The sequence below is a fragment of the Streptomyces sp. NPDC043746 genome (genome assembly GCF_056436485.1).
Genome location: NZ_JBWKCM010000006.1, coordinates 136,061 through 147,155 on the forward strand (window position 1 = coordinate 136,061; position 11,095 = coordinate 147,155).

Consider the following 11,095-nt stretch of genomic DNA (forward strand, 5'->3'; position numbering starts at 1 on the left):
TCCCTTACCGGGATTCACCGGATTTTCCGGTCAGAATGGGGCGATGACGTCCCCGACGCAGGAGCCGCAATGACCCGGATCGCCGCGGTCCACGGGGCCCTGCCGCCCCACCGCCACCCCCAGCGCGAGGTCACCGACATGGTGGCCCGGACCTGTCTGCCGCCCGGAGCCGACCGTCGCGTCCTGGACCGACTCCACCGCAACGCCCGCGTCCGAACCCGGCACACCGTGCTGCCGCTCGACGCGTACGTCGACCTGGAAGGGTTCGGCGACGCCAACGACGTGTTCATCCGCTCGGCCGTCGACCTCGGCGGCCAGGCCCTGCGCGGCGCCCTCCGCGCGGCGGGGCTGCGACCCACCGACGTGGACCTGCTGATGTTCACCTCGGTCACCGGCATCGCCACCCCCTCCGTCGACGCCCGGCTGGTGAACCGCCTCGGCCTGCGCTCCGACGTCAAACGGCTGCCCGTCTTCGGCCTCGGGTGTGTCGCGGGGGCGGCCGGGGTGGCCCGGATCCACGACTATCTGCTCGGCCGTCCCGACGACGTGGCCGTCCTGCTCTCCGTGGAGCTGTGCTCCCTCACCTTCCAGCACCACGACACCACCCCCGCCAATCTGGTGGCCACCGCCCTCTTCGGCGACGGGGCGGCCGCGGTCGTCGCCCTCGGCGGACGCCGGGCCGTGGCCGGACCCGAGATCGTGGCCACCCGCAGCCGGATGTACCCGGAGACCGAACACGTCATGGGCTGGAACATCGGCTCCACCGGATTCGGCGTGGTCCTCGACCCCGGCGTGCCCGACGTCGTACGCCGGTATCTGGCCGACGACGTAAGGGAGTTCCTCGACGATCACGGCCTCAAGCCGAAGGACATCGCCCGCTGGGTCTGCCACCCCGGCGGCCCCAAGGTCCTGGAGACCGTCACCGAGGTGCTCGACCTGCCCGACGGGGCGCTCGACGTCACCTGGCGCTCGCTGGCCGACGTCGGCAACCTCTCCTCCGCCTCCGTCCTGCACGTCCTGCGGGACACCCTCGGACACCGCCGCCCCGAACCCGGCACCCCCGGCCTCCTCCTGGCCATGGGCCCCGGCTTCTGCTGCGAACTGGTGCTGCTGCGCTGGTAGGAAGGATTCGGACCGTGATCTGGTACACCGCCCTGGTCCTCGCCGTCGCCGTCGAGCGCCTCGCCGAACTCGTCGTCGCCCGCCGCAACGCCCGCTGGAGCCTCGCCCGGGGCGGCACCGAGACGGGAAGCGGCCACTACCCGGCGATGGTCGCCCTCCACACCGCCCTGCTGGCCGGCTGCGTCGGCGAGGTCCATCTCGCCGACCGCCCCTTCCTGCCCGCCCTCGGCTGGACCATGGCGGTCGTCGTCGTCGCGGCACAGCTGCTGCGCTGGTGGTGCATCACGACCCTCGGCCCCCGCTGGAACACCCGTGTCATCGTCGTCCCCGGCCTGCCGCCGGTCACCGGCGGCCCCTACCGATGGCTGCGCCACCCCAACTACGTCGCCGTCGCCGCCGAAGGGCTCGCGCTGCCCCTCGTCCACGGGGCCTGGAGCACCGCCATCGCCTTCACCGTGCTCAACGCCGCCCTCATGGCCGTCCGCATCCGGTGCGAGGACGAGGCGCTGGCCCGCCTCCCGGCAGCGGAAGCGCGGGCGTGATCGACATCCTGGTCGCGGGCGGCGGCCCCGCCGGCCTGGCCGCCGCCATCCGTGCCGCCCAGGCCGGTATGGAGGCGGTGGTGGTCGAACCCCGGCCCGCTCCCGTCGACAAGGCCTGCGGCGAGGGCATCATGCCCGGCGGCCTCGCCGCCCTCCACGCTCTCGGAGTCCGCCCGGCCGGACACCCCCTGCGCGGAATCCGATACACCGACGGGCTGCGCAGCGCCCAGGCGCCGTTCCGGGGCGCGTACGGGCTCGGAGTCCGCCGCACGGCCCTGCACACGGCCCTCCGCGAGCGGGCCGAAGCCCTCGGCGTACGCACCGTGGAGGGCAAGGTCCGCGAGATCAGGCAGGACGGGCTCACCGTCACCGCCGCCGGGCTCACCGCCCGCTGGCTCATCGCCGCCGACGGGCTCCACTCCCCGCTGCGCCGCGCCCTCGGCCTGGACCACCCCGTACCCGGGCCCGGCCGCTACGGGCTGCGCCGCCACTACCGCACCGCACCCTGGAGCGACCTGGTCGAGGTCCACTGGTCCCCGCACGCCGAGGCGTACGTGACCCCCGTCGACGACCACCTGGTCGGCGTGGCCGTCCTCAGCCGCGACCGCCGCCCCTACGACGATCACCTCGCCGCCTTCCCGGCCCTCGCCGCCCGGCTGACCGGCCCCGGCGCCACCCCCGTACGCGGGGCCGGACCGCTGCGGCAGCGGGCGCGCGGACCACGGGCCGGGCGGGTCCTGCTGGTCGGGGACGCGGCCGGCTACACCGACGCGCTGACCGGGGAGGGCGTCGCTCTCGCCGTTGCCACCGCGACGTCGGCCGTGGGCTGCCTGGCCGCCGGACGCCCCGAGGACTACCCGGCGCGGTGGCGGCGGGCGACCCGCCGCTACCGGCTGCTCACCCAGGCCCTCCTGGGCGCCGCGACCCGCCCCGCGACCCGCCCGCTGATCGTCACCGCCGCCCACCACGCGCCCGCCCTCTTCCGTACGGTGGTCCGCGCCCTCCAGTAGGGCGCCCGGCCCTCCGGTGATCGAATGGCGGGGCTCCGGGTTCCGTCATAACGTCGACCGGGTGAACGCCCCGCGCTCGCCCGCCCCGCGGGAGACCGACCGCCCCTGCGGGGGAGCGTCCGGTCGGCGGCTCCTCGGACGCTCCGTTCTCATGACGATGGACGGCACGGCCAGCCGCCACGAGGCCACCGAGCAGGTGCCGCGCTTCCCGGAAGAGGCGGCCTCGGCCCGGCGGCCGCAGTTCCCAACGACCGGGGAGCTGCCACCGCCCCGGAGCGCGAGGTCCTCTCCGCCGGTGTCCCAGCGCCTTCGCCGCCGCGGCCCGCTGCGCCGTGCCCGCCGCCCCGGCCGCCATGCGGGCCGTCCAGGTCCGCGCCTGTGACCCGGCCGGACTCCAGAGCGGCGCCACCCACGGTGAGACCGTCCCCGGAGCATCCGCGCCGGAGGTGACGGCACCGGAACAGGCCGTCCCCGAGGCAACCGACGACACCTCACGTGCGCCCCCGAAACAGTGAAAGGCACCGCAGCCATGGACTGGACCCTCGAAGTGATCGTGCTCCCCGTGACCGACCTGGACCGGGCCCGCGACTTCTACCGGGACAAGCTCGGCTTCCACGTCGACATCGACGACGAGGTGATGCCGGGTGCCCGCGTCGTCCAGCTCACCCCGCCCGGCTCGGGCTGCTCGATCGCCCTCACCGACGGCGTACCCAACCCGACGGGGGACCCGCAACCGGGCACGTACCACGGGCTCCAGCTCTGCGTCACCGACATCGACGCCGCCCACGCGGAGTTGGTCTCCCGCGGGGTCGAGGTCTCCGAACCCCAGAGGTACGCCCCCGAGGACGGGGCCACGTTCATGTACTTCACCGACCCCGACGGCAACGGCTGGGCCGTGCAGGAGTACCGCCGTCGGCTCGCCGAACCCCTCCACCGGGTCCTCGCCGACCTCGCCGCCAAGGGGAGCGGCGGGAGCGCGGACTGACCGCGCCGCACGCCGCGGTGGATCGTGCCGCTCCGGTCCACCACAATGCTCCCCGTATCACCGCAGTGATCCATGGACACGAGGGAGCAGCATCCAATGGCCGGCAACGCAGACATGGTGGCCTTCGTCCGTGCGCGTCTCGCCGATGAGGAACAGGTCGCACTGGCTGCCGGCGGGGACCGATGGCGGTGCCCGGCGGATGTGCCCGGCGAGGTCCACGACCGCAAGGGCGGCGTCGCGTTCACGGTGCGGGACCGGGGCTTCGACCACCACATCGCGCTCCAGGACCCGGCCCGCACCCTGGAGCGGATCGAGACCCACCGGGTGCTGGTGGGGGAGTACGTGGAGGTGGCCGAGCTGGACACCGACCGCCCGGCGCAGGACTTCGGCTCGGGACGCGCGGTGGGCCTGGGCTTCGCCGTACGCCAGCTCGCCGCCGAGTACGCCGGACACCCGGACTACCAGGCACGGTGGCTGCCCCGGTTCATCCAGTAGCGGATGGCCGAACGCCCTGATCGGACGCCGTGCGTACCGTTCGAGCCAAACGGGAGGGGGAAGATCCACGCCAAAATGGCGTTGCTCTCTGGTGAGGAGTGATCCCGCCGTGTAGCGTCGCCGGCAGATGTCGTGGTTCGCAGTACCTGCCCGCGCCTGGCGCGGGCGTTTTGCTGTGCAGTGCCTGAGAACCAGGGCGATCACCTCCGGGTCCGCGCGGTGCGGATCCGTTTACTGCTGAGAGGTACAGGCATGGCCAGCGGAACCGTCAAGTGGTTCAACTCGGAAAAGGGCTTCGGCTTCATCGCGCAGGACGGCGGCGGCCCCGACGTCTTCGCGCACTACTCCAACATCAACTCCACCGGCTTCCGTGAGCTCCAGGAAGGCCAGGCGGTGACCTTCGACATCACCCAGGGCCAGAAGGGCCCGCAGGCGGAGAACATCACCACCGCCTGATCCGGGTTTTACGACCTCTTGGGCCCCCGGGACGCACCGCGTCCCGGGGGCCCAAGGGCGTTACCGGGGACGGGCGCGGAAGACCCCCGCCCCGGCGGGCGGCTACCCGGTGGACTCGTCCGGGGTCGGATGCTTCTCGGGGTGGACCCCGGCGTTGCGCGGCTCGCCCCGGCCCGAACCCGCCTCGTCCGGGTCGGGCCCGTCGCCGCTCTCGCGGGCGACCCGCTCCGGCACCGGTATGTCGAGAGGGTCCTCGCCCTCCCTCACCTGCTGGTCCGGGAGATCCGCCCCGACAGGGGGCGGACTGGGGGAAGCCCCGCTGTAGGCGGTGCCTTCCGGCCTGCGGTCGGTCATGGGAGCGTCCTTCCGTGGTGCCCCGGAGCGCCCGGGGAGGGATGGTCCGTTGTGCTGGGTACCCCCTGCGGAGGGAACGATTCACCCAGGTGTGGCCGGTTCCGACGGGGGTACTCGGGGCTGTGCCCGGGGACACGGACCGGGCAATCAGGACACGCACACGACGAACCGCCCGGAAGGACCCCCGCATGCTGATGGCCCACCCCACCGTGCTGCGTAATCTCGTCGAGCAGTACGAGGCCCTGCGTCTGCTGCACGCGGAGAGCGGCAGCACCCAGGCGCGGCAGCGCATGGACGACGTCGCCTACACCCTGTGCGTCTCGACCGGCACGGGCGATGTCGACAGCGCCCTGGTCGCCGCTCGGTACCGGCTGCCGGGGGCCCGCCCCGAGGACGACTCCATCCTCTCGGCCTGAGCGACGGCCGACGGATGATCACCGAAGGGGTGGGCGCAGTGGTACGCACCGTGGGCGTCGAGGAAGAGCTGCTGCTGGTCGACCCGGAGAGCGGGGAGGCACGAGCCCTCTCCACGGCCGTGCTGGCCCGCGCCGAGCAGGACGCGGAGGGCGAGTCGGCCTTCGAGGCGGAACTGCACCGCCAGCAGCTGGAGTTCGCCACGCACCCCTGCCGCGACATGGCCGAGATCGCCGACGCGGTCCACCGGTGGCGGGCCGAGGCGAGCCGCCACGCCGCGGACGTGGGCGCGTCGGTCGCGGCCCTGGCGACCTCGCCGCTGCCGGTCAGCCCCATGATCGGGACGGGGGAGCGGTACCGCTGGATGGCCGAGCGCTACGGGCTGACCGCCCAGGAGCAGCTGACCTGCGGCTGCCACGTCCACGTCTCCGTGGAGTCGGACGAGGAAGGGGTCGCGGTCCTCGACCGGGTGCGCTGCTGGCTGCCGGTCCTGCTCGCCCTGACCGCCAACTCCCCCTTCTGGCAGGGGCAGGACACCCGGTACGCCAGCTACCGCAGCCGGGTGTGGGGCCGGTGGCCCTCGGCCGGTCCCGTGGAAATCCACGGCTCCGCCCAGCGCTACCACCAGCAGGTGAAGGCCCTCATCTCCACCGGGGTCCTCAAGGACGAGGGGATGGTCTACTTCGACGCGCGCCTCTCGCACAGCTACCCCACAGTGGAGGTCAGGATCGCCGACGTCTGCCTCGACCCGGCGGACACCGCGCTGCTGGCCACGCTCGTGAGGGCGCTGGTGGAGACGGCCGCGCGGGAGTGGCGGGCCGGGGAACCACCCCAGGACACCGAGGTGGCCCTGGTGCGGGTGGCATCCTGGCAGGCGGCCCGCTCCGGCCTCGACGACCGGCTCATCCACCCCCGCACCCTGCGGCCCGAGCCCGCCGCCGAGGTACTCGGCGCGTTGCTGGCACATGTGCGGGACTCCCTGGAGGACAGCGGCGACCTCAAGGCCGCGCAGAAGGCGCTCGCCGCCCTGGAGCGGCGCGGCAACGGGGCCCGGATCCAGCGCGAACTGCTGGAGCGGACCGGCAGCCTCCGTGACACCGTCGCGGAGTGCGTCCGCCTCACCGGCGGATAGCGCAAAGCGGCACCGGACGGACACGACCGCATGACGTACGAGGAAGGGAGCGAGACATGGCCACCACCGATCACGGCAACCGCCGGATCCTGGCGATCGTCACCAACTACGGAGTCGAGCAGGACGAACTCGTCGTCCCCGTGGAACACCTGCGCGACCACGGGGCCCAGGTGAGCGTGGCGGCGCTCTCCGACGAGGAGATCCGCACCCTCGTGGGCGACCGCGACCCCGGCGACAGCGTGCGCCCCGACCTCACCCTGGCGGACGTCGACCCCGCCGCGTACGACCTCCTGCTCGTCCCGGGCGGCACGCTCAACGCCGACACACTGCGCCTCCAGGACGCCACCACCCGGATCGTCAGCTCCTTCGCGGCCTCCGGACGGCCCGTCGCGGCCATCTGCCACGGCCCGTGGGCGCTGGTCGAGGGCGGCTACGTACGGGGCAAGACCCTGACCTCCTACGCCTCCCTGAAGACCGACATCACCAACGCGGGAGGCTCCTGGGTCGACCGGCCGGTGGTCCGCGACGACGAGGGCGGCTGGCCGCTCATCACCTCGCGGGACCCCGGTGACCTGAAGGACTTCCTCCGCGAGATCGACGCGGTGCTCACCGAGTCCTGAATCGTGCCGAGTCCTGGATCGTGCCGAGTCCTGGATCGTGCCCGACGGCCCCCGCCCGCGTACCGCGGCGGGGGCCGTCGGTATGCCTGCCCCCGCCGCGGGGGCATCGAGGCCACAGCGTCATTCCCGCACGTTCCTGCCGGGACGTGCGGGAGGTATCCAGGAAAGGGACTGTCCGCGAGAAGCGCCTGCCGCGGTCCGACCTGAGGCGGGCTCATGGACACCCCCGACCGCCACCGGGGCGGACGCGGGCGTGCTGGGCACATCCGAGCACGACCCGTCGGTCAGCATCTGCCGAGCACCGCCGGGCCCACCGGCGACGGGGGCCCCACCGGCCCCGGCGGAACGCGGGCGGTGGACATGCCGCTCCGCGAGCACGTGCCGTACCTCTGCTGATACCGGACCCGGGGGACCCCAACCGGGAACGCCGAGGTGGTATCGAACAACCCCCCACAGAAGGTTAGGCTGACCTAAGTCGATCCCGGAACTCCGTACGAAGGGGTACGTCCATGACGATCCATCGAGCCGTCGTCGCCCGAGTCCAGCCGCTCACCCCGACGATGACCCGCGTCACGCTGCACGGCGAAGGGCTGGCCGGCTTCGAGTCCACCGGGGTCGGCGACGAGTACGTCCGCCTCTTCTTCCCGCACGGCCCGGACCGCAAGGACGTCTCCCTGCCCCTGACCACGGAGAAGGGCTGGGAGACCCCCGAGGGTGCGCCCGTCGCCCCGATGCGCACGTACACGGTCCGGGCGGCACGCCCCGAGGTCGACGAGATCGACGTCGACTTCGTGCTCCACGACACCGGGGTCGCCTCGACCTGGGTGGCCGACGCGCGGCCCGGGGACGTGCTCGGCGTCAACGACCCGACCGGGCTCTACAGTCCGCCGGACGACCTCGCCTGGCAGGTGCTGATCGCGGACCAGACCGGTCTGCCGGCCGTGGCCCGTCTGCTGGAGAACACCCCGGACACGGTCGCCACCCGCGTGGTCGTCGAACTGCCCGGCCCCGAGGCCGTTCAGCCGCTCCCCGGCACCAAGGTCACCTGGACCTACGGCGGCAACGGCCACGGCGCCAGTCGGCTTGCCGAGCTGGTCGAGGGTGCCGTCCCGGCCGGCACGGACATGACCGGCGGCTACATCTGGGTCGCCGGCGAGACCAACGCGCTGCGTACCGCACGCCGTTACCTCCGCAAGGAGCTGGGGTTGCCCGCGACCAGGTTCAAGGTCGTCGGCTACTGGATACCGAACGCCGACAGCTGGAACGAGCGGTACGAGGCCCTGCCGGACGCCGTCCGCGCCGAGCTGGTGGCCCTCTGGGACGCCCCGGCCGACGACGAGGAGGACGTCGCCATCCGCTATGAGGCGCGCCTCAGTGACCTCGGACTGTGACGGGAGCGTCGACCGTCCCGCGCCGTGGCGGCGCGGGAGACGGTGTGTCGGGGCCGCCTGCCGCGCACCTTGCTTCTCGTCGGTTCACGGCCGTGCCGGGTGGTGTCCACCTCGCCCGGGTGCTGGTCAAGCGGCGCGGCAGGGGCACCCTGTGAGCGGGTGGCCGGGGTGGTGGCGTCCGACTTCGGTCGGCAATCCGCCTGGTAGTCATGGGAGTTACGGGATTCGGTGAGTCAACCGACAGCAGGGCGGGTACGATCGCTGTCGTCACTGGTAAAGATAGCCTTGCCTAAATTCGAGGAGGATCGGTGGCCAACCCGTTCGAGGACGAGAACGGCACTTATCTTGTGCTCGTCAACGACGAGGGCCAGCACTCCCTGTGGCCCGCCTTCGCGGAGGTGCCCGCCGGCTGGACCGTGGCGCACCCGGAGGACACCCGCCAGGCCTGCCTCGACTACGTCGAGCAGAACTGGACGGACCTGCGGCCGAAGAGCCTGATGGAGAGCATGGCGGCCGATCCGGCCTGAGCCCTTCCCCGAGCCGCCGCACCCGGTCGCCCGCCGAGGGTTCCTCATCGGAGCCGGGCCGGTGAGCACCGGGGCGGCCCTCGGCACCCGACTCGCCCTCGCACGGGGGGCGGCACAGAGCCGGACGCCCACCGCCCACCCCGCCCCGGTCCGATGACCGCCGCACTCGGCATCCCGCTCGACGACTTCTCCGACGCTGTCCGCGAGGCGGGCCCCCGTCTCACCGGGACAGGCCGCGAAGGCGCGGCCTGGGCAGCTGATGCGGGCCCCTACGATCACCTCCTCCCCGGACCCGCTGCCTGGTCCCCTTCGCCCAGGACCCCGAAGTGCCCCTGTTGGGGGACCGGCCCCGAGGCGAAAGGTCCGCGCCGCCGCCGACGTGGCCGCCCTGTCCCTCGGTACCGGGGCGCAGCTGCACGGCGCCCTCACCGGCGGCGGCAACGACGGCTACGGCACCTCGCCGCGTTGTCGGAACGCCCCGAGCGCCTCCCGTACGCGGACGCCCCTCCGCCTCGCGATGCACCGCGTCCGACGCCGTGCGCTGTTCCGCCGGGGATGACGGGCCTGGCCCCTAGGCTGCTGCCCGGCACCCGAACCGGCAGCGACCCAGGAGCACACCCATGTCCGACCCCGCACCGCTCCACCCCTACCCCGACGCCTTCGGGCCCGGCGAGACACCGGCACCACACCCGCTCCTCGCGCCGGTGCTCGGGCTGCTGGGCACCTGGACGGGGAGTGGGAGGGGCGGGTACCCCACGCTGGACGACGCGTTCGCCTACGCCCAGGAGATCACCTTCAGTCATGACGGACGCCCGTTCCTCCACTACTCCTCGCGCGCCTGGCTGGTCGACGCGGACGGGCACCCCCTGCGGCCCTCCGCCCGGGAGAGCGGATGGTGGCGGCTCCAGCCGGGGGGACGGGTGGAGGCACTGGTCACCCAGCCCACCGGTGTCGCGGAGATCGCCGTGGGCCGGGCCGCTGCCGGTGCCGTCGACCTCGCCACCCACGAAGTCGCCCTCGCCCCCACCGCCAAGCAGGTCGACGCCACCCGTCGCCGCTACACCCTGGTGGACGGCGACACCCTCACCTTCGAGCACGAGCTCGCGGCGGTCGGACAGCCGTTGCAGCACCATCTGTCGGCGCGGTTCCGCAGGCGCGGCGAGGGGTAGTGCAGCGCCCCCGGACAAAGATCGGATTTGCATATGGGCGGTCTTCTGGGGCATATGGACAGGACAACTTTTGTGAGGAGTTCGCATCCGATGTCCATGCCCAGTTACCCTCAGCAGCCGAACGCGGACCAGGCGCAGTACGGGGCCCCGTACGGTGCCCCCTACGGGGCCCCCGAACCCGCCCGCAGCAACGGTTTCGCGGTCACCGCCCTCGTGCTGGGTCTGATCGCCTGTCTCTTCTTCTGGACGGTCTTCGGAGGACTCCTCTTCGGTCTGCTCGCGCTGGTCTTCGGCATCCTCGGGACGCTCCGGGCCCGCCAGGGCCGGGCGCCGCGCAAGGGCATGGCGATCGCCGGACTCGTTCTCGGTGTCCTGGGCCTGATCGGTTCGGCCATCGTTCTCGTCATCGCCATATCCGTCGTCAACTCCGGTTCGTTCAAGGACTTCGAGAGCTGCATGGAGAAGGCGGTCACCCAGGCCGAACAGGACCGCTGCGCGGAGGACTTCGGCGAGAGCCTGTTCAAGTGACCTCGAACGGCGGGGCGGCGGTTTGCGACCGCGGCCCGTCTTTGTGACGGTAGGGGCGAGGAGTGGTCCTCCTCACCTCCGGGCCCCATGGTCCGGAGGATCAGATGTGCCCCACCGAGCAGAGGGAAGAGGAGGGTTCGATGTCCTCGAAGCGTCGTCGTAAGAAGAAGGCCCGCCGCAAGAACGGCGCCAACCACGGCAAGCGTCCGCAGAGCTGAGGCCGGTTTCGCAGGTTCGTGGGGGGGGGGGGGGGGGGGGGGCGCCCCCCACCCCCCCCCCGCCCCCTTTCCCCCCACCCCAGGGGCACGCCCCCTCCCCCGGTGGGAGAGGGGGGGGGGACCCCTCGTGGT

At 72.8% G+C, this 11,095-nt stretch carries 16 protein-coding genes; 15 read left to right on the plus strand and 1 reads right to left on the minus strand.

Features of this window, described 5'->3' with window-relative positions; translation table 11 throughout:
* The first annotated feature begins 69 nt into the window (after nt 1-69).
* The 7 genes from AC0682_RS09310 (at nt 70) to AC0682_RS09340 (ending at nt 4,610) form a co-directional block, all read left to right on the plus strand.
* Nucleotides 70-1,122 carry a type III polyketide synthase gene (locus AC0682_RS09310; RefSeq protein ID WP_478531913.1) on the plus strand — a complete coding sequence of 351 codons (1,053 nt, stop codon included), beginning with the start codon at nt 70-72 and terminating at the stop codon, nt 1,120-1,122.
* A 14-nt stretch (nt 1,123-1,136) separates the two neighbouring features.
* Nucleotides 1,137-1,664 carry an isoprenylcysteine carboxyl methyltransferase family protein gene (locus AC0682_RS09315; RefSeq protein WP_478531914.1) on the plus strand — a complete coding sequence of 176 codons (528 nt, stop codon included), beginning with the start codon at nt 1,137-1,139 and terminating at the stop codon, nt 1,662-1,664.
* Nucleotides 1,661-2,674, plus strand: a complete 1,014-nt coding sequence (locus AC0682_RS09320) for an NAD(P)/FAD-dependent oxidoreductase (protein WP_478531915.1) — start codon at nt 1,661-1,663, stop codon at nt 2,672-2,674. The genes AC0682_RS09315 and AC0682_RS09320 overlap by 4 nt, the downstream gene beginning before the upstream one ends.
* 332 nt (nt 2,675-3,006) lie before the next feature.
* Nucleotides 3,007-3,189, plus strand: coding sequence for a hypothetical protein (locus tag AC0682_RS09325; RefSeq protein WP_478531917.1), 183 nt, complete (start codon nt 3,007-3,009; stop codon nt 3,187-3,189).
* 14 nt (nt 3,190-3,203) lie between these two features.
* Nucleotides 3,204-3,659, plus strand: a complete 456-nt coding sequence (locus AC0682_RS09330; RefSeq protein WP_478531919.1) for a VOC family protein — start codon at nt 3,204-3,206, stop codon at nt 3,657-3,659.
* Nucleotides 3,660-3,755: 96 nt separating this feature from the next.
* Nucleotides 3,756-4,154: a DUF6221 family protein gene (locus tag AC0682_RS09335; protein WP_254811228.1), complete on the plus strand. Its 399-nt coding sequence runs from the start codon at nt 3,756-3,758 to the stop codon at nt 4,152-4,154.
* A 252-nt stretch (nt 4,155-4,406) separates the two neighbouring features.
* Nucleotides 4,407-4,610 (plus strand): cold-shock protein, encoded by a 204-nt coding sequence (locus AC0682_RS09340; protein WP_003964323.1) that lies wholly within the window; start codon nt 4,407-4,409, stop codon nt 4,608-4,610.
* Between the two features lie 102 nt (nt 4,611-4,712).
* Here AC0682_RS09340 and AC0682_RS09345 read toward each other — a convergent pair whose 3' ends face one another.
* The gene (locus AC0682_RS09345) at nt 4,713-4,964 is read right to left on the minus strand and encodes a hypothetical protein (RefSeq protein ID WP_478531921.1); all 252 of its coding nucleotides are present in this window, start codon (nt 4,962-4,964) and stop codon (nt 4,713-4,715) included.
* Nucleotides 4,965-5,152: 188 nt separating this feature from the next.
* Between AC0682_RS09345 and AC0682_RS09350 the strand changes: the two genes are divergently transcribed.
* The 8 genes from AC0682_RS09350 (at nt 5,153) to AC0682_RS09385 (ending at nt 10,963) form a co-directional block, all read left to right on the plus strand.
* On the plus strand, nt 5,153-5,380 hold the full coding sequence (locus AC0682_RS09350) for a DUF5133 domain-containing protein (protein WP_478531922.1): 228 nt from the start codon (nt 5,153-5,155) through the stop codon (nt 5,378-5,380).
* Nucleotides 5,381-5,394: 14 nt separating this feature from the next.
* The gene (locus AC0682_RS09355) at nt 5,395-6,510 is read left to right on the plus strand and encodes a glutamate--cysteine ligase 2 (RefSeq protein WP_478531924.1); all 1,116 of its coding nucleotides are present in this window, start codon (nt 5,395-5,397) and stop codon (nt 6,508-6,510) included.
* A gap of 56 nt (nt 6,511-6,566) precedes the next feature.
* Nucleotides 6,567-7,130 carry a type 1 glutamine amidotransferase domain-containing protein gene (locus AC0682_RS09360; protein WP_478531926.1) on the plus strand — a complete coding sequence of 188 codons (564 nt, stop codon included), beginning with the start codon at nt 6,567-6,569 and terminating at the stop codon, nt 7,128-7,130.
* Between the two features lie 509 nt (nt 7,131-7,639).
* Nucleotides 7,640-8,521 carry a siderophore-interacting protein gene (locus AC0682_RS09365; protein WP_478531927.1) on the plus strand — a complete coding sequence of 294 codons (882 nt, stop codon included), beginning with the start codon at nt 7,640-7,642 and terminating at the stop codon, nt 8,519-8,521.
* Between the two features lie 308 nt (nt 8,522-8,829).
* Complete coding sequence (locus AC0682_RS09370) at nt 8,830-9,048, plus strand: MbtH family protein (protein WP_478531928.1); 219 nt, start codon at nt 8,830-8,832, stop codon at nt 9,046-9,048.
* A gap of 620 nt (nt 9,049-9,668) precedes the next feature.
* Nucleotides 9,669-10,217: a heme-binding beta-barrel domain-containing protein gene (locus AC0682_RS09375; protein WP_478531930.1), complete on the plus strand. Its 549-nt coding sequence runs from the start codon at nt 9,669-9,671 to the stop codon at nt 10,215-10,217.
* A gap of 90 nt (nt 10,218-10,307) precedes the next feature.
* Nucleotides 10,308-10,745, plus strand: a complete 438-nt coding sequence (locus AC0682_RS09380) for a DUF4190 domain-containing protein (RefSeq protein ID WP_478531931.1) — start codon at nt 10,308-10,310, stop codon at nt 10,743-10,745.
* Nucleotides 10,746-10,885: 140 nt separating this feature from the next.
* Nucleotides 10,886-10,963, plus strand: a complete 78-nt coding sequence (locus tag AC0682_RS09385; RefSeq protein ID WP_370454205.1) for a 50S ribosomal protein bL37 — start codon at nt 10,886-10,888, stop codon at nt 10,961-10,963.
* Nucleotides 10,964-11,095 lie beyond the last annotated feature (132 nt).